The sequence below is a fragment of the Pseudonocardia sp. CA-107938 genome, assembly GCF_050936315.1.
Classification (GTDB): domain Bacteria; phylum Actinomycetota; class Actinomycetes; order Mycobacteriales; family Pseudonocardiaceae; genus Pseudonocardia.
In genome coordinates this window covers 4,368,415-4,385,647 of the sequence record NZ_JBNJNA010000001.1, presented here as the reverse complement: position 1 = coordinate 4,385,647, position 17,233 = coordinate 4,368,415, and the positions used below count along the sequence as shown (strand labels likewise).

Genomic DNA, 17,233 nt, shown 5'->3' with positions numbered 1-17,233 from the left:
CCCCGACGAACGGGATCCTCATCGCTCGACAGTTCCCGCGAGCAGAGGTTCGAGTTTCGCGTCGGGGAACTTGCGCCGCACGGTCTCCAGCCGCCACCTGTTGACGAACACCGCGAGCAGCACCCCGTCGGAGCGCCGGGTGAGCACCTCGACCTCGGACTGCCCGTTCAACACCTCCGCGCTCTCCGCATCGGTCACCCGCGCAACGGAGTACGCGAGGGTCTCCAGCGACACCGGCGCCCGGAACTCGTTCTCCAGCCGCTCGGTGACGACCTCGAACTGCAGCGGGCCGACCGCGGCCAGCACCGGCGCCTGGTCGCCGCGCAGGTCGGACGTCAGCACCTGGATGACGCCCTCGCTGTCGAGCTGCTCGATGCCGCGGCGGAACTGCTTGAACCGGCCGGCGTCCTTGCCGCGGACGACGGCGAAGTGCTCGGGTGCGAAGCTCGGGATCGACGGGAAGACGACCTTGTCCTCGGCGTAGAGCGAGTCGCCTGGCCGCAGCGCACCCGCGTTGACCAGGCCCACGATGTCGCCGGGGAACGCCTCCTCGACGGTCGTGCGCTCCTGCCCGAACACCGACTGCGCGTACTTCGTGGCGAACGGGCGACCCGTCGGCGCGTGCGTGAGCACCATGCCGCGCTCGAACCGGCCCGAGCAGATCCGCAGGAACGCCATGCGGTCGCGGTGGCTCTTGTCCATCCCGGCCTGAACCTTGAACACCAGCCCGGCGAGCGGGCGGTCGATCGGGCGCGGGTTGCCGTCCTCGTCGTCGCGGGCGGACGGGGCAGGTGCCAGGTCCACCAGCGCGTCGAGCAGCCGGCCCACGCCGACCCCGATCAGGGCCGCCCCGAACAGCACCGGGGTGGCCTTGCCGGCCAGGAAGTCCTTCTCGTCGAACTCCGCGCCGATCTCCTCCAGCAGCGCGATCTCCTCCTGCGCCGCCGGCCAGTGCTGCGGCTCCTGCGCCGCGGCCACCTCGGCGGGCACCGTCTCGACCTCGGCCTTCGTCGCCCCGCCCGCAGTGCGCGTGTAGCGGTGCAGCTCGCCGGTGCCGATCTCGACGACACCGCGCAGGTCCCCCGCGACGCCCAGCGGCCACGTCACCGGCATGGGGCGCAGCCCGATCGTCTGCTCCACCTCGTCGAGCAGTTCGAGCGCCTCGCGGCCGGGCCGGTCCCACTTGTTCACGAACGTGATGACGGGGACGCCGCGCGACCGGCACACGTCGAACAGCTTGAGCGTCTGCGGCTCCAGGCCCTTCGCGGCGTCGAGCAGCATCACCGCGGCGTCGACGGCGGCGAGCACGCGGTAGGTGTCCTCGGAGAAGTCGCCGTGGCCGGGGGTGTCCAGCAGGTTGATCACGCAGTCGCGGTAGGCGAACTGCAGCACCGCCGACGTGATCGAGATGCCGCGCTTGCGCTCCATCTCCATCCAGTCCGACGTCACGCCCTTGCGCCCGGACTTGCCGTGCACCGCGCCCGCCGAATCGATCACCTCGGCGTGCAGGGCCAACGCCTCGGTCAGCGTCGACTTGCCGGCGTCGGGGTGGGAGATGACGGCGAAGGTGCGCCTGCGCGCGGCCTCCGCGGTGATGCTTGCTGACACCGTGTCCATGCTACGGACCGCTGTGCGAGCGCCACGACCAGCACGGCGACCGCCGCGACCGCGCCCCCGGCGGGCATCAGCACGGCCAGGGACGTCGCGTCGAGCACGGCTCCCCCAGCCAGCGCGCCCAGCGCGATCGTCGCCTGGAACGACGCCGTGAACAGCACCGACGCCGCCTCCGACGCGTCGGGTGCGGCGGCGGCGAACCACGCCTGGGAGCAGACGGGCACCGCGCCGTACGCGATACCCCAGACCGCGAGCAGGACCAGCGCGCCCACCGCCGTGCCGCCCGCCGGCGGCAGCAGTACCGTCACTGCGGCCAGCAGAGCGGCAGCCCAGCCGAACGCCGCCGGACCCGGTCGGCGGGCGGCCAGCCAGCTCCCCACGACCCCGGCCGCGCCGTAGACCAGCAGGAACGCCGTCACGAGAGCCGGCCCGGCCTGGGTGACCTGCTCCAGGAACGGCGTCACGTACGTGTAGGCGCCGAAGTGCGCGGCCACGACCAGCACCGTCACGGCGAGCGCTGCCCGGGACGGCCGCCTGCTGATGACGGCGCGCAGCGTGGCCGGACGGGTCGGCCGGCCCGGCGGCAACGCGGGCAGCGCGCACAGGAGCAGCAGCACCACGCCCGAGAGGACGGCGAGCACGGCGAACGCCGCCCGCCAGCCCCACGCCGTCGCGAGGAGCGTGCCGGCCGGGACCCCGAGCACCGACCCGAGCGGCACCGCGGAGAAGATCAGCGCAGTGGCAGCAGGGACGGCGCGCGGCGGCACGAGCCGGGGCGCGAGCCCCACCCCCACCGCCCAGAACCCGCCGATGACCACGCCGAGCAGCACCCGCGAGACCAGCACGGCCCCGTAGCCGGCGGCGAGCGCGGCCAGCACGTTCGCGCCGGCGAGCAACGCCGCCAGCGCGAGCAGCACGCGTCGCCGGTCCGCGCGCCCCGCCGCCACCGTGACCAGCGGGGCAGCCCCCGCGGCGAGCAGGCCGGGCAGGAACATCGTGAGCCCGGCGGTGCCGTCGGTGACGTCGAACGTCCTCCCGATCGGCACCAGCAGGCCGATCGGGAGGATCTCGGTGGTCACCACGGTGAAGATGCCGAGCGTGATCGCGAGGACGCCGACGCGGCCGCGCGTGGAGGTTCCGGTCATGCCCCCAGTCGACCGGCGCGCAGCGGTGGCGTCCGGCGGGTTCCGGCCCTCACCGCCGCTCAGCGCGACCTCACACACCTGCGGGCCCGTTCACACACGTTCGGACGTGTGTGAACGGGCCCGGCGGTGTGTGAGGTCGTCAGGCGGCGGGGACCAGTGCCGCGGCCACCCGCTCGGCGGCCGCACGGGCCGTCGCGATGCACGCCGGGACCCCGACGCCGTGCAGGGCGGCACCGGCCACGGCCAGCCCGGCCGGCAGGCCGCCCTCGATCGCCGCGACCCGGTCCAGGTGCCCCGGCGCGTACTGCGGCAGCCCGCCACCCCACCGCTGGACGTGCACGGCCACCGGGGCGGCCGTGGTGCCGGTCAGCGTGGCCAGGTCGGCGCGCACCCGCGCGACCAGCTCGGCGTCGTCGACCTGCAGCGTGGCCGCCTCGCCGAAGCGGCCCAGCGAGGCGCGCAGCCGCACCAGCCCGTCCGGGGACAGGTGCGCCCACTTGGTGCTGGAGTGGGTGGCGGCCTTGATCGCGAGCGGCTCGTCGGTGGCGACCAGCACCCCGGACGTGCCCGGCAGGGTCACGTCAGCCGGCCGGTAGACCAACGCCACCACGACCGACGACGCCAGCTCGATCCCGCCCGCCGCCCGCGCGGCGCCCGGGGCGGCCGTCGCCAGCAGCCGGGCCGCGGCGGGCGCCGGCACCGCCAGCACCACCGCGTCGACGTCGAGGTGCTCGGGAGCGGGGACCGGACCCAGGGTCAGCCGCCACCCGGCCGCCGTGCGCTCCAGTTCGCGCACGGTGGTGCGCAGCCGCACCTGCGCACCCGACGCGGCGGCCAGCGCGTCCAGCAGCACCCCGTAGCCGCCGTCGACGGCTCCGAAGACGGGCCCGCCGGCCGGGGTCGGGCCGGTGGCCCGGTCGGCGGCAGCGGTGAGGCTGGGGGCGCCGGCGTCGAGCTCCGCGGCCAGCGCCGGCAGGGTCGCGCGGACGCCGAGCGCGTCGACGCGGCCGGCGTACACCCCGCCGAGCAGCGGGTCGGCCAGCCGGTCGGCCACCTCGGCGCCGAACCGCTGCCGCAGCAACGGGCCGAGCGCGGGATCGGCGTCCCGGCTCCAGGCCAGCGGTGCGGACGGCTCCGCAGCGACCGCGGCGAGCCCGGCCGTGGACAGCAGGCCGTTCAGTTTGGCCGCGCTCGTGGGCACTCCCATCAGGGTGCCGCCGGGCAGCGGCCCCGTCCGGCCGGCGGCCCGCACGCTCGCGCGAGCGGCGGTCGGGTGCACCACCCGTCCGGCCAGCCCGAGCTCGGCGAGCAGCGCCGGCACCTCGGGACGGCGGGCCAGGAACGACTCGGCGCCGACGTCGAACGGCACCCCGGCCAGGTCCACGGTGTGCAGCACGCCGCCGACGCGATCCCGCTGCTCCAGCACCGTGACGAGCGCGTCCGGGCCGAGCAGGGCGCGCAGCCGGTGCGCGGCGGCGAGCCCGGAGATCCCGCCACCGACGACGGCGACGTGCCGAGGACTCACCCCGGCAGCTCGTGCACCAGCTCGACGAGCCAGGTCAGCACGTCGGGGTCGGTCTCCGGCAGCACGCCGTGGCCCAGGTTGAACACGTGCCCGCCACCGGCGGCGCGGCCCTCGGCGGCGATCCGGCGGACCTCGGCCTCGATCGAGGCGCGGTCCGCGAACAGCACCGCGGGATCGAGGTTGCCCTGCACCGCGCGCGGCCCGCCCACGGCCCGCTCGACGCGCCGGGCGGCCTCGTCCAGCGGCACCCGCCAGTCGACGCCCACGACGTCGGCACCGGCCTCGGCCATGGCGCCGAGCAACTCACCGGTGCCCACCCCGAAGTGGATGCGCGGCACCCCGCTGTCCTCGAAGGAACCGAGCACCCGGGCCGAGTACGGCAGCGCGTAGCGGCGGTAGTCGGCCTCGGACAGCGCGCCGGCCCACGAGTCGAACAGCTGGATCGCATCGACCCCGGCGTCGACCTGTGCCTGCAGGAACGTGACCGTGATCTCGGTGAGCGCGCTCATCAGGCCGTGCCACACGGCGGGCTCGGCCCGCATCAGCGCCTTGGTGCGCTCGTGGTTCTTGCTGGGGCCGCCCTCCACCAGGTACGAGGCGAGCGTGAACGGCGCGCCGGCGAACCCGATGAGCGGGGTCTGCCCGAGCTGGGCCAGCAGCAGCGCGATCGCGTCGGTGACGGGCCGCAGCGCGGTCGGCAGCAGCCGCGGCATCTTCTCGACGTCGTCGAGGGTGCGGATCGGCTTCGCGACCACCGGCCCCGTGCCGCGGACGATGTCGACACCCACTCCGGCCGCGTGCAGCGGGACCACGATGTCGGAGAACAGGATCGCCGCGTCCACCCCGTGCCGGCGCACCGGCTGCATCGTGATCTCGCTGATCAGCTCGGGCGTGTCGCAGGCCTGGAGCATGCCGGTGTCGACGCGCAGCTCGCGGTACTCCGGCAGCGAACGCCCCGCCTGGCGCATGAACCACACCGGCAGGTGCGCCGGTCGGCCGCCGCGCGCAGCCACCAGGAACGGCGCGTCCTGCAGGTCGCGGCGCGGGGTGGCGGGAGCGGTGGTGAGCGCGGGCGTGGTGGTCATCAGGACCTCATCATTCCACGCTGCGAACTGACGGGTCGTGTGACCCGCGTCTGCCAGGAAACGGGCCCCGACGCAACCGCGCCACGCCGACGACCGGCCACGACCACTCGGAGTGATCACGCGTGCGGCGCGCCTCGCGCCACCGCCCGTGTGGGCGACATATGGTTCCGCTCGTGTCCGCAGCCACCGCCCCTCCGCCGGAGTTCCGGCGCGCCGTGGCCACGCTCAGCGCCAGCATGGGTGCGGGGCGTCTGCGTCCGGAGCTGTACGTGACGGCGCTCGACGCGCCGCCGCGGCTGGCCCCCTACACGTGGGCACTGCAGGTCGAGGCCGACGCCGCCAACCCGGGCGAGGACCTCGACGAGCCGGACACGTCGGGGCGGCTGATCCTGCTGCACGACCCGGCGGGTCAGGACGCGTGGGAGGGCACGTTCCGGCTGGTCTGCTTCGTCCAGGCGAGGCTGGAGCCGGAGCAGCTGGGTGACGAGATGTTCCCCGAGGTGTCGTGGTCGTGGCTGACCGAGGCACTGGAGGGCTGCGGGGCGGAGTACGTCGCGCTCGGCGGAACGGTCACCCAGACGTCGTCGGTGCGGTTCGGTGACATCGCCGGACCCGCCCGGGACGACGACGTCGAGATCCGGGCGTCCTGGACGCCCGTCGGCGGCGGGCCGGACGGCACGAGCGGGCCGGACCTGTCCCGGCACGCGGAGGCGTTCTGCCAGCTCGTCGCCGCAGCGGCGGGACTCCCACCCGTCGGGACGGTTCCGCTCGGCCGCAGGACGGTCTGAGCGGGATGCCGTCACGATCACTCGACCGGGGTGTCACCAGGGGGTTCTACCCCGATGGTGATCATGTCCAGCACACGATCGTGTGGACACCCCCGGACAAGGCTGTAACTTTCCTCGGGCAAACTCCGAATCGACACACGACGTTAGACCGCTTGGGGGGTTACGCTTCCTCCACGACACCTCCTCGGGCGGTCGGGCGACACTTCTTGGCCGCAGCCGGGGATCCGGTTGCGGTCGGGGGGCAACGACCGACTCCAGGGAGGTAGTGACGTGGCCGTTGTGGGCCAGGGCACACCAGTGCGCGGTGGAACACCCGGTGCAGTGCTGTCGCCCGCGATGGTCCCGCACCCGCGGGAAGAGCTGTTCTCGGTGCTGGTGGTCGATGACCACCCGCTCCTGCGCGAGGCGATCGCCGCGCGTCTGCGCTCGATGGGCGCGGGAACGGTGTACGAGGCAGCCTCGATCGCCGAGGCACGCGCTCGAGCTCACGCCAACGGGCCGTGTGACCTCGCGATCCTCGATCTCGGACTGCCCGACGGCAGCGGGCTCGACCTCGTCACCGAACTGCGCACCCTCGGCTGGAACCGCCTGGTCGTGCTCGCCTCGTCCGACGACCCGTACGCGGTGCGGTCGGCGTTCCAGGCCGGCGCGCAGGCGTACCTGCTGAAGTCGGCGTCCGCGGCGATCGTCACCGACGGCGTCAAGCGGGTGCTCGACGGCGGCGTGTACGCCGACCCGACGGTCGCTCCGCTGCTCGCCACCGGCACCCGGGTCCCGGGCACCGACAACACCCCGCGGGAGCTGTCCGCCCGCGAGGTCGAGGTGCTGCAGCTCGTCGCCGACGGCCAGTCCAACAAGGAGATCGGCGAGGCGTTGTCGCTCTCGGCGCTCACCGTCAAGAGCCACCTGTCGCGCATCGGGCGCAAGCTCGGCACCGGTGACCGGGCGCAGATGGTCGCTCTCGCGATGCGTGCCGGGGTCATCCGCTGATCCACCAGCACGACCCGACGACGGCCGCAGCGGAGGCCGGTGACGAGCACGAACCGACCCCGTTGCTGCGGCCGGCCGACGGGCTGCCACCCGTCGTCGGCACACCGGAGGCGTTGGCCGACACCGCGCAGGCCATCGCCTCCGGCTCCGGGCCGGTCGCCGTCGACGCGGAGCGGGCATCGGGGTTCCGGTACTCGCAGCGCGCCTACCTCGTCCAGCTCCGGCGGGCCGGGGCTGGTACGGCACTCGTCGACCCGGTGCCGTTCGGTGGCGACCTCTCCCCGCTCGCGCCGGCGCTGACCGGACCCGAGTGGGTGCTGCACGCCGCCAGCCAGGACCTGCCCTGCCTCACCGAGGCCGGGCTCGCCCCGACGCGGCTGTTCGACACCGAGCTCGCCGGCCGCCTCGCCGGGCTTCCCCGGGTGGGCCTCGGCCCGATGGTGGAGCAGCTGCTCGGGCTGTCGCTGGAGAAAGGCCACGGCGCCGCCGACTGGTCCCGGCGGCCGCTGCCCGAGGACTGGCTCGTCTACGCCGCCCTCGACGTCGAGGTCCTCGTCGAGCTGCGCGACGTGCTCGCCGGCATGCTGGCCGAGCAGGGCAAGCTGGAGTGGGCGCTGGAGGAGTTCGAGGCCGTCCGCACCGCCGGCCCGCCCGCGCCGCGCGCGGAGCCGTGGCGGCGCACCTCCGGCATCCACAAGATCCGCAAACCGGCCGCCCTCGCGATCGTGCGGGCACTGTGGGAGGCGCGCGACAAGCTCGCCGCCGAACGCGACATCGCCCCCGGCCGGGTGCTGCCCGACGCCGCCATCGTCGACGCCGCCGCCCACGTGCCCGCCTCGGCCCAGGCGCTCGCGGCGATGCCCGTCTTCCGCGGGCGGGCGCAGCGGCGGCTCACCTCGTACTGGTGGTCGGCCGTCGAGAGCGCCGTGCGGCTCGGCCCGGGCGAGCTGCCCGTCGGGTCGCCGCCCAGCGACGGGCCCCCGCCCGTCTCCCGGTGGGCCGACCGCGACCCCGCCGCCGCGGCCCGCCTCGCCGCCGCCCGTGCCGCCGTCGCCGCGATCGGCGCCGAACGCACCGTCCCCGTCGAGAACCTCCTGCTGCCCGACCTGCTCCGCCGGCTGTGCTGGGCTCCGCCGGAGGACGGCGACGTCCCCGCCGCGCTCCGCCGCGGCGGCGCCCGCGAGTGGCAGGTCGAGCTGCTCGCCGGGGTGCTCGGCGAAGCCCTGTCCGCGCGCCCCTGATCGGGCCGCTGCGCCGGTGATCGACGCGCGCGACGCCCCGTACTGCCGGACGATCCGGTCATGACGAACTCAGCGCGGCACCCGGCAGCCCCGACCGCAGTTCTCGCCCTCCTCGGCTTCGGGCTTGCGGTGGCCGTGGTCGCCGTCGTGGGCGGGCTGGCGGCCGCGACGTCCGCCCAGCAGTACGCCGGGCTGGTGCAGCCGGCATGGGCACCGCCGCCATGGCTGTTCGGGCCCGTCTGGACGGTGCTGTACGTCCTGATCGCCGTGTCCGGGTGGCTGGTGTGGCGACGCGCGGGCCTGGCCAGTCCCGCGCACGTGGTCTACGGGATCCAGTTGCTGCTGAACATGGCGTGGACGCCGCTCTTCTTCGGTGCCGGCCTCAGAGGGCTCGCGTTCGTCGAGATCGTCCTGCTGTGGATCACGGTCGGCACGACGATCGCGCTGTTCGCGCGCATCGACCGGCAGGCGGCCTGGCTGCTCGTCCCGTACGCGGCCTGGGTGACCTTCGCCGGCGCACTGAACCTCGCGATCTGGGTGCTCAACCGACCGGGGTAGCCGAAGGGTGAGAAGGGCATTACCCCTGCGTGCGCGGAGTGTGCCTGCCGCGGGGAGAGTGCGGACGGGGTGCTCGGCGCGATCCTTTCTGCATGAACGACACCGCCACCCTCCAGCTCCCGGCCCTCCCCGCGCTGGCACTGCCCCAGCAGTCGGGCGCGCGGCTCGTCAAGCGGGCCATGGACGTGGCCGGTGCCCTGATCGGACTGCTGCTGGTGCTGCCGATCCTGCTGATCGCCGCCATCGCCGTCCGCATCGAGGGCGGCCCCGGCGTCATCTTCCGCCAGACCCGCGTCGGCCAGCACGGCCGCCACTTCACCCTCTACAAGCTGCGCTCGCTCAAGCCCGAGACCGGCGAGGGCGACGTCAAGTGGAACATCGACAACGACGCCCGCCTCGGCCGCGTCGGCCGCTTCATCCGCGCCACCGCCATCGACGAGCTCCCCCAGCTGGTCAACGTCCTGCTCGGCGACATGAGCCTCGTCGGCCCCCGCCCCGAGCGCCCGCACTTCGTCGACCAGTTCTCCGCCACCATCCCCGGCTACGCCGCCCGCCACCGCGTCCCCGTCGGCCTCACCGGCCTCGCCGTCGTCAAGGGCCTGCGCGGCGACACCTCCATCGCCGACCGCGCCGCCGTCGACAACGACTACGCCGACACCTGGACGATCGGACTCGACCTGCTGATCATCGTCCGCACCGCGCTCTACCTGATCAAGCACTGATCACCGACCCGACTTGCCCACGGCTTCGCCCCGGCGCCATGCTGAGGGGGTGAGCGAGAATCCGGCCGCACTGGACACCGACGACTCCGGGCTGGCACGAGCACTGCCGCGCCCCTCGCACGGTCAGGACGAGATCCAGGAAGTGCCGTTCCGCCCGGTCGGTTTCCGGGACGACGACCTGCCCACCGCACTGGAGCGCTCGGCGCGATGGCTGCGCGAGGTGCAGGAGTGGCTCGGCGAGCCGGTCGACGTGATCGGGATCCACCTCGACTACGACGACACCCCGGGCGCCATCTACTACGAGGTCAAGCTGCTGTGCAACGACGAGGACCTCGCCGGGGTCCCGATCGCGCTGCGCGCTCGGGGCGCGACCGACGGAAGCACCGCGGGCGGGGCCTGACCTCCCGGGCGCTCAGGCGTGGGCGACGCCGGCGATCTGGGTGTTGAAGGTGATGAACGGGGAGTGCAGCCGGTACTCCTGGATGTCGACCCGGGCGAATCCCGCGGCGCACACCGAGGCGGCCAGGTCGCGTTCGCACGAGCAGCCCTCGAACGTCCAGGCCCACGGCCTGCGCAGCACCCGTTGGAGGAGGCGCGTGGGCGTCCCGGCTCGGGCGGCCACGTGCTCGACGAACCGGAACGTGCCTCCGGGCCGCAGGATGCGCCGGACCTCGGCCAGCACGGCGGCGGGATCGGTCACCGTGCACAGCACGAGCGAGGAGATCACGCAGTCGACGCTCCCGTCAGGGAGTTCGGTGTGCTCGGCCACCCGCTCGCGCAGGTCGAGGTGGACGCCGCGGCGCTCGGCGGCGGCCCGCAACCTGCGGTGCATGTGCGGGTTGGGCTCGACGGCGACGAGCGTCGACCCCGGAGCCAGATGACGGAGGTTGGCCCCCACCCCGGGGCCGAGCTCGACCACCGTCCGCGGCAGACCGGCGAACACGCGCCGCTTCTGCCCGCGCACGTTCCATTCGATGTACGGGCCCATCAGGCCGAAGAACGCGGCGTTGAAGGGCCCCCGCGCCCCGTGCACCTCGAAGCCGGTCGCCGGGGGAACGGTCACGTCGTCGATCACAGGAGTCCTCGTCTCGTTCGTCGGTGAGGGCACTCTGCGCCGCCGGCACCGGCCGTGTCAGGCGGGGAACTACCCCAACGTCGACGAACCGCCCCCGCTCCACCACGCGGCGATCTGGGCGCGGGACCGGAACCCGAGGCGGAGGCGGATCCGTTCCACGTGCCCTTCGGCGGAACGCTCGTCGATCCCCAGGCGCGCGGCGATCTCCCGGTTCGTGCACCCGTGGCTCACCAGCTCCGCCACCTCGCGCTGGCGGGGCGTCAGTCCCGCGGTGCGGCGGCGCGGGACGGGCAGGCCGAGGAACGTGCGGACCGCGCGCACGAGCTCGTCCCGATCACCCGCGTACGGCATGTGCGACCGGCCGCCCAGCAGCACCAGGCGGGCGCCGTCGATGCCAGCGGCGAGTGCTTCGGCCTGCGCGACGGGCGCAGCACGATCGCCGGTGCGGTGCACCACCAACGTCGGGGCCCGCACCTGGGCGAGGCGGTCGCCGACGTCGAGCTCGTAGCTCAGGGCCAGCAACGCCCTGGCGGTCGCGGCGCTCGAGCACGCGCGCTGGTACCGGGCGAGCTCCGCGCGCGTCGAACGATCGGCGTCGGGCGCGAAGATGTCGGTCAGCACGTCGGAGCCGAGCCCCCAGTGGGCCTCGACGAGCCCCAGCACGTGGTCCCGCACGTCCGGCGGCGACAGCTCACCGCCGCGCACCCACCCGCCGTAGAGCACCAGTCGGCGCACCGTGTCGGGGTGGGCGGCCGCCCACGCCACGGCCACCGCGGCCCCCATCGACGTGCCCATCAGGTCGAACGGCTCACCCAGCGCCCCGGCGACCGCCCCCAGCTGCTCGAGCTCGAACTCCAGCGATGCCGGCCGATCGGTCGGCGCCGACACCCCGCACCCCGCGCGGTCGTAGCGCACGAGCCGGCATCCCTTCGCCAACGCCTCGTACAGCGCCCGCTCGGCCGGCAGGTCCCAGCCCAGCCGGAGGTGCGTGAGCCAGCCCATCACGTAGACCAGCGGCCGGCCCGCACCGACCACGGCGTAGGCCACGACCGTGCCGTCGGCCAGCACCACCTGGTCGAGCCGCTGCTGCACCGGGCGATTGTCGCCCACGCGCCGTGCTCCGCGGCGACGCGTGCGCGGAGTTCCTGTGGCACCGAACCCGCGACTCGCCCGCCCGAGAACCACGACTCGCGGGCCTGGAACCCGCAACTCGCCGGCACGATCTCCACGACTCGCCGTGCCGAAAACCGCGACTCGCGGAGTCAGGCGGGGAGGTGCACCGTCACCGCCAGGCCGCCGCCCGGGACCGGTTCGGCCGCTACCGAGCCGCCGTGCGCGGTCACGACGGACCGGACGATCGAGAGGCCCAGCCCGGCACCGGGGGCCGCGGTGCGCTGCACCTGCCCGCGCCGGAACGGCTCGAAGAGCTCGGCCACCTGCTCCGGCGGCACGACGGGGCCGCTGGAGGCGACGCGCAGGAGGGTCGAGCCGGGGCCGGTCGGGCCGGTGACCAGCTCGATCCAGCCGCCCGGGACGTTGTGCCGCACCGCGTTCTCCACGAGGTTGCCGACGACCCGTTCCAGCAGCGCGACGTCGCCGCGGGTGGGTGCCGGCGCGGTGTGCACGGAGATCCGCAGCCCGCGCTCCCCCACCTGCGCATCGACGGCGGCCAGCGCCGGCCCCACGAAGACCGCGAGGTCGACGGGGACGACGGTGCCCAGCTGGGCGTCGTCGGTGCGGGCGATGAGCAGGAGGCCCTCGATGAGGTCGTCGGCGCGGCGGGTGGCGTCGCGCACGACGGCGCCCATGCGGCGCAGTTCCGCGACGTCGGCGTCGGGATCGGCGAGGGTGACGTCGACCTCGGTGCGCAGCACGGCCAGCGGCGTGCGCAGCTCGTGGCTGGCGTTGGCGACGAACCGTCGTTGGGCGTCGAACGCGGCCTGCAACCGGTCGAGCATGGCGTCGAAGCCTGCGGCGAGCTCGGCGACCTCGCCGCGCGCGTCGGCGACGCCGGTGCGGGTGGTGTCGAGGGACTCGACGCCCAGGCGGCGGGCCGTCGCCGTCACCTCGTGCAGCGGCCCGAGCACCCGCCCGACCAGCCACCACGACACCAGTGCCGCCGCGAGCACGGCCAGCGGGAACGCGACGAGCCCGGCCTCGAGGACGTCCCGGCGCGCCGAGTCGCCGACGGCCTCGGCGAACTGCTCGGCGGGCACGATCCGCTCGCCGACGCGCACCGTGCTGCCCGGCGGCAGCGCCGGGACTGCCCGCGCCACCCCGCCGACGAGCAACCAGCCCAGCCACAGCAGCACCACGCTGACCAGCGCCACCAGCCCGGTGGCGAGCAGCGTGAGGCGCGGCCGCAGCCCGCTGGGCACCCGGTGCGCCTACGCCGCCGCCGTCGGGACGCGGTAGCCCGAGCCCACCACCGTCTCGATGACCCCGGGCTCGCCCAGCTTCTTGCGCAACGTCATGACCGTGACGCGCACGGTGGTGGTGAACGGGTCGGCGTTCTCGTCCCACACCCGTTCCAGCAGCTCCTCGCTGGAGACGACGGCGCCGGTCGCGGCGAGCAGCACCTCCAGCACGCCGAACTCCTTGCGGGTGAGCTCGACGGGCTGCCCCGACCGCGTGACGGTGCGGCGGGCCGGGTCGAGCTCGACGTCGCCGGCGACGAGCAGCGGCGGCACGGCCGGAGTGGCGCGGCGGCCCAACGCGCGGCAGCGAGCGACCAGCTCGGGGAAGTCGAACGGCTTGGCGAGGTAGTCGTCGGCGCCGCGGGACAGCCCGTCGACCTTGTCGGCGAGCGTGCCGCTGGCCGTCAGCATGAGCACCCGCGTGGTGGCGCCGGAGGCGACGATCTGGTCGCACAGGTCGTCGCCGTTCATGCCGGGCAGGTCACGGTCGAGGACGACGACGTCGTAGCGGGTGATGCTGGCCTTCTCCCAGCCGCTGTCGCCGTCGTAGGCGACGTCGACGGCCATGCCCTCGCGACGCAGGCCGCGGGCGACGGCGTCGGCGAGCGGGTGTTCGTCCTCGACGACGAGGACGCGCATCAGCGACGCTCCTCGGTCTCGCTCAGGGTCGGGACCACGCCGCACTGGGCCACGGCCCACTCGGTGACGCGGCGGGCCACGTCCTGGGCGGTGAGCCCGACCGCAGCCAGCACGTCGGCGCGGCTGCCGTGCTCGAGGAACTGCTGCGGGATGGCGAGGTCGCGCAGCGGCACGTCGCTCTCGGCGGCGCGCAGCGCGTCGGCGACGGCCGAGCCGAAGCCACCGTGCCGGCCGCTGTCGGACAGCGTGACGACCAGCTGGTGCTGCCCCGCCAGCTCGACGACGGTCGGCGAGACCGGCAGTACCCAGCGCGGGTCGGCGACCGTGACGCCGATGCCCTGCTGGGCCAGTCGCTGGGCCGCGGCCACCCCGAGCTCGCCGAACGCGCCCGCCGTGAGCAGCAGCACCGACGCCGGGTCCTGCTGGTCGGCTGGCACCGGCTCGTGCAGCACGTCCACCCGGTCGCGGCCCGCGCCGAGGTGGCGCAGGGCCGGCACCGACTCGATCACCGCGCCCTTGGGGAACCGCACCGCGGTGGGCCCGTCCTCGACGGCGACGGCCTCGCCCAGCTCCTCGCGCAGAGTGGCGGCGTCGCGGGGTGCCGCGACCCGCATCCCCGGCACCACGCCGAGGATGGACAGGTCCCACATGCCGTTGTGCGACGGCCCGTCGTTGCCGGTGACGCCCGCCCGGTCCAGCACGAGGGTGACGGCCTCGCCGTGCAGCGCCACGTCGAGCAGGAGCTGGTCGAAGGCGCGGTTGAGGAACGTCGAGTACACCGCCACCACCGGGTGCAGGCCGGCGTGCGCGAGACCTGCGGCCGAGGTCAGCGCGTGCTGCTCGGCGATGCCGACGTCGATGCAGCGGTCGGGGTACTCGGCGGCGAACTTCGCCAGCCCGGTGGGGCCGAGCATCGCCGCGGTGATCGCGACGAGGTCTGCGCGCTGCGCCCCCAGCTCCACGATCTCGTCGGAGAACACGCTCGTCCAGCCCACGGACGCCGGGCCGGTCGGCCGGCCGGTGGCCGGGTCGAACGCCGACGGGCTGTGCATCTGCTCGGCGATGTCGTTCTCGGCCGGCGGGTACCCGTTGCCCTTGCGGGTGACGGCGTGCACCACCACCGGCCGCCCGGCCCGCCGGGCGCGGCGCAGCGCCGACTCCATGGCGGCGATGTCGTGCCCGTCGACCGGGCCGAGGTAGGTGAGCCCGAGGTCGCCGAACAGCTCCTGCGGGCTCAGCGCGTCCTTCACGCCGACCTTCATCGCGTGCAGCGCCGAGTACAGCGGGCGACCCACAACCGGGGTGCGGCGCAGCGTGCGCTTGCCGGTCTCGAGCAGCCGCTCGTAACCGGGCTGCAGGCGCAGCGACGCCAGCCGGTCGGCCAGCCCGCCGATCGTCGGCGAGTACGAGCGGCCGTTGTCGTTCACCACGATGATCAGGTTGCGGGTGTGGTCGGCCGCGATGTTGTTGAGCGCTTCCCACGCCATGCCACCGGTCAGGGCGCCGTCGCCGATCACGGCGACGACCGTGCGGTCGCTCTGCCCGGTCAACGCGTAGCCGCGGGAGATCCCGTCCGCCCACGACAGCGACGTCGAGGCGTGGCTGTTCTCCACGTGGTCGTGCTCGCTCTCGGCGCGGCTCGGGTAGCCGGTGAGGCCGCCGGTCTTCTTCAGCTCGTCCCAGCCGTCCTGGCGGCCGGTCAGCAGCTTGTGCACGTACGCCTGGTGCCCGGTGTCCCAGATGAACGTGTCGTGCGGCGACCGGAACACCCGGTGCAGCGCGATCGTCAGCTCGACCACACCCAGGTTGGGGCCCAGGTGGCCGCCGGTGCGCGACACCGAGTTGATCAGCTCGGTGCGGATCTCGGCCGCCAGCGCGGCGAGCTGCGCCGGACCCAGCCGCTGCAGGTCGGCCGGACCCCGGACACTGCGCAACTGGCTGATGGCCCTTCCCGCATGGTCGCTCACCGGACTCAGTCTAGAGGTGACCGAACCTCAGCCCGCCCGCCGCTGCACCCCGGCCGGGGGCAGACCGTCCGGCGTGCGCGGTGCCGGGATCGCCGGGATCGTGCCCGACGGCCGCCCGTCGGCGCCCGACGCAGCGGCCTCCTCCAGCTCGGCAGCGCCGGCCACCTGCACCTGGTTGCGCCCGCCCGCCTTGGCGGCGTACAGCGCCGTGTCGGCCGCCTTGAGCAGGTGCTCGACCCCGGCCTGACCGGCCGAGACGGCCCCACCGACCGAGATCGTGATGGCGTCGATGGTCATGGGCCCGTCCGGCGTCTCGACGGCGAGGTCCAGCTGCTCGACGCGGCGCCGCAGCCGCTCCGCGACCGCCACGAGCTCGGCACGCCCCTCCGGGCCGGTGTCGAGACCGGGCAGCAGGACGACGAACTCCTCGCCGCCGAACCGGCCGACCACGTCGTCGTCACGGACGCAGGCGCGCAGCACGTCGGCGACCGAGGCGAGCACGTCGTCGCCTGCGAGGTGGCCGTAGCGGTCGTTGACGGCCTTGAAGTGGTCGAGGTCGAGGATGAGCACGCCCACGGCGGTGCCGTTGCGCTGGCTGCGCCGCACGGCGCGGCGCGCCTGCCCCTGCCACGAGGCGGCGTTGTAGAGGCCGGTCTTGCCGTCGGTGCTGGCGGCCGTCTCGAAGTGCCGGACGAGCACCGCGCGGTGCAGCACCAGGATCGGCGGCAGCGCCAGCACGGCCAGCCCGGGTGAGTCGGCGAGCGCGACGGCGGCCAGCGCACCCATGCACAGCGTGGCGAGCTCGAGGACGTTGTCGTCCCACTGGCCCAGCAGCCGCTGCAGCGCGACGGTCTGCCGGCGTCGGGTCGACAGGGCGATCGCCAGCGCCACCAGCAGCGTGTTGACCAGCACGTACACCACGACGGCCGCGGCGAGCCCGAGCACGCCGCCGACGTCGTCGGAGCCCGCCGGCAGGCCGCCGCACGCGACGAGCACCGTGCGGGCCGCCAGCGCCGCCAGCACGACCGTCGCCGTGGTGTAGACGTGCCGGTACAGCGGCACCTTCGCAGGCTGCCACACCCGCTTCCACAGGTGCGCGTAGATCACCGCGATGACGAGCGCGGCCGGCAGCGGGGGCAGCAGCATCGCGGCGGCGAACGTCCAGACCGAGCTGAGGTCGAAGTAGGAGGCGGCCGCGACCCGGCGGCGCACGCGTTCGATGCCCGTCGCGAGCTCGGTGTGCACGACGCTCAGCAGGACGAGCAGCCCGGCCAGCCCGACGTCCTGGAGCCGCACCGGCTCGAGACCGGCGAGCAGCACCAGCACGACGGCGAGCACCTCGACGGCCAGCACGCCGACCAGTGCCGGACGGGGCAGCCGCCGCAACGCGGGCCCCGGATCCCCGGTCGGGGTGCTCGCGATGTCGCTCATGCGAGACCTCCTCCCGCGCCGGTGCCGTCCGGTGAC

Annotated in this window: 16 protein-coding genes; 6 read left to right on the top strand and 10 right to left on the bottom strand. The window is 74.5% G+C overall.

Annotation, left to right across the window (positions count from 1 at the left end; genetic code table 11):
* Nucleotides 1-18: 18 nt before the first annotated feature.
* The 4 genes from ACQEVB_RS21855 to hemE all read right to left on the bottom strand — a co-directional run bounded on the left by ACQEVB_RS21855 (nt 19) and on the right by hemE (nt 5,369).
* Complete coding sequence (locus ACQEVB_RS21855; RefSeq protein ID WP_432974283.1) at nt 19-1,617, bottom strand: peptide chain release factor 3; 1,599 nt, start codon at nt 1,615-1,617, stop codon at nt 19-21.
* Complete coding sequence (locus tag ACQEVB_RS21850) at nt 1,524-2,759, bottom strand: MFS transporter (protein WP_432974281.1); 1,236 nt, start codon at nt 2,757-2,759, stop codon at nt 1,524-1,526. The genes ACQEVB_RS21855 and ACQEVB_RS21850 overlap by 94 nt, the downstream gene beginning before the upstream one ends.
* A gap of 139 nt (nt 2,760-2,898) precedes the next feature.
* On the bottom strand, nt 2,899-4,284 hold the full coding sequence (gene hemG / locus ACQEVB_RS21845) for a protoporphyrinogen oxidase (RefSeq protein WP_432974279.1): 1,386 nt from the start codon (nt 4,282-4,284) through the stop codon (nt 2,899-2,901).
* Nucleotides 4,281-5,369: a uroporphyrinogen decarboxylase gene (gene hemE / locus ACQEVB_RS21840; protein ID WP_432974277.1), complete on the bottom strand. Its 1,089-nt coding sequence runs from the start codon at nt 5,367-5,369 to the stop codon at nt 4,281-4,283. Before hemE ends, hemG begins: the two co-directional genes overlap by 4 nt.
* A 173-nt stretch (nt 5,370-5,542) precedes the next feature.
* Here hemE and ACQEVB_RS21835 point away from each other — a divergent pair, with 173 nt between their 5' ends.
* From ACQEVB_RS21835 to ACQEVB_RS21810, 6 genes are all read left to right on the top strand, one after another.
* Nucleotides 5,543-6,157, top strand: coding sequence for a DUF3000 domain-containing protein (locus ACQEVB_RS21835; RefSeq protein WP_432974275.1), 615 nt, complete (start codon nt 5,543-5,545; stop codon nt 6,155-6,157).
* Nucleotides 6,158-6,493: 336 nt separating this feature from the next.
* On the top strand, nt 6,494-7,147 hold the full coding sequence (locus ACQEVB_RS21830; RefSeq protein WP_432974273.1) for a LuxR C-terminal-related transcriptional regulator: 654 nt from the start codon (nt 6,494-6,496) through the stop codon (nt 7,145-7,147).
* Nucleotides 7,148-7,209: 62 nt separating this feature from the next.
* Entirely contained in the window at nt 7,210-8,388 is a 1,179-nt protein-coding gene (locus ACQEVB_RS21825; protein ID WP_432974271.1) for an HRDC domain-containing protein, read from the top strand.
* A gap of 60 nt (nt 8,389-8,448) precedes the next feature.
* The gene (locus tag ACQEVB_RS21820; protein ID WP_432974269.1) at nt 8,449-8,946 is read left to right on the top strand and encodes a TspO/MBR family protein; all 498 of its coding nucleotides are present in this window, start codon (nt 8,449-8,451) and stop codon (nt 8,944-8,946) included.
* A gap of 92 nt (nt 8,947-9,038) precedes the next feature.
* Entirely contained in the window at nt 9,039-9,668 is a 630-nt protein-coding gene (locus ACQEVB_RS21815; protein WP_432974267.1) for a sugar transferase, read from the top strand.
* Between the two features lie 49 nt (nt 9,669-9,717).
* Nucleotides 9,718-10,068, top strand: a complete 351-nt coding sequence (locus ACQEVB_RS21810) for a hypothetical protein (RefSeq protein ID WP_432974265.1) — start codon at nt 9,718-9,720, stop codon at nt 10,066-10,068.
* 12 nt (nt 10,069-10,080) lie between these two features.
* Here ACQEVB_RS21810 and ACQEVB_RS21805 read toward each other — a convergent pair whose 3' ends face one another.
* The 6 genes from ACQEVB_RS21805 to ACQEVB_RS21780 form a co-directional block, all read right to left on the bottom strand.
* Nucleotides 10,081-10,731 (bottom strand): class I SAM-dependent methyltransferase, encoded by a 651-nt coding sequence (locus ACQEVB_RS21805; RefSeq protein WP_432974263.1) that lies wholly within the window; start codon nt 10,729-10,731, stop codon nt 10,081-10,083.
* Nucleotides 10,732-10,812: 81 nt separating this feature from the next.
* A complete protein-coding gene (locus ACQEVB_RS21800; protein WP_432974261.1) occupies nt 10,813-11,835 on the bottom strand; it encodes an alpha/beta fold hydrolase in 1,023 nt (340 codons plus the stop codon).
* A 170-nt stretch (nt 11,836-12,005) separates the two neighbouring features.
* Nucleotides 12,006-13,121 (bottom strand): ATP-binding protein, encoded by a 1,116-nt coding sequence (locus ACQEVB_RS21795; RefSeq protein WP_432974259.1) that lies wholly within the window; start codon nt 13,119-13,121, stop codon nt 12,006-12,008.
* A 9-nt stretch (nt 13,122-13,130) separates the two neighbouring features.
* Nucleotides 13,131-13,799, bottom strand: a complete 669-nt coding sequence (locus ACQEVB_RS21790) for a response regulator transcription factor (protein ID WP_432974257.1) — start codon at nt 13,797-13,799, stop codon at nt 13,131-13,133.
* Entirely contained in the window at nt 13,799-15,742 is a 1,944-nt protein-coding gene (gene dxs, locus ACQEVB_RS21785) for a 1-deoxy-D-xylulose-5-phosphate synthase (protein WP_432980489.1), read from the bottom strand. Before dxs ends, ACQEVB_RS21790 begins: the two co-directional genes overlap by 1 nt.
* A 51-nt stretch (nt 15,743-15,793) precedes the next feature.
* Nucleotides 15,794-17,197, bottom strand: a complete 1,404-nt coding sequence (locus tag ACQEVB_RS21780) for a diguanylate cyclase (RefSeq protein WP_432974255.1) — start codon at nt 17,195-17,197, stop codon at nt 15,794-15,796.
* Nucleotides 17,198-17,233 lie beyond the last annotated feature (36 nt).

Coding starts and splice junctions, on each gene's coding strand:
- ACQEVB_RS21855 (WP_432974283.1), bottom strand. CDS start 1,617: ATGGACACGGTGTCAGCAAGCATCACCGCGGAGGCCGCGCGCAGGCGC.
- ACQEVB_RS21850 (WP_432974281.1), bottom strand. CDS start 2,759: ATGACCGGAACCTCCACGCGCGGCCGCGTCGGCGTCCTCGCGATCACG.
- hemE (WP_432974277.1), bottom strand. CDS start 5,369: ATGACCACCACGCCCGCGCTCACCACCGCTCCCGCCACCCCGCGCCGC.
- ACQEVB_RS21830 (WP_432974273.1), top strand. CDS start 6,494: ATGGTCCCGCACCCGCGGGAAGAGCTGTTCTCGGTGCTGGTGGTCGAT.
- ACQEVB_RS21820 (WP_432974269.1), top strand. CDS start 8,449: ATGACGAACTCAGCGCGGCACCCGGCAGCCCCGACCGCAGTTCTCGCC.
- ACQEVB_RS21815 (WP_432974267.1), top strand. CDS start 9,039: ATGAACGACACCGCCACCCTCCAGCTCCCGGCCCTCCCCGCGCTGGCA.
- ACQEVB_RS21790 (WP_432974257.1), bottom strand. CDS start 13,799: ATGCGCGTCCTCGTCGTCGAGGACGAACACCCGCTCGCCGACGCCGTC.
- ACQEVB_RS21780 (WP_432974255.1), bottom strand. CDS start 17,197: ATGAGCGACATCGCGAGCACCCCGACCGGGGATCCGGGGCCCGCGTTG.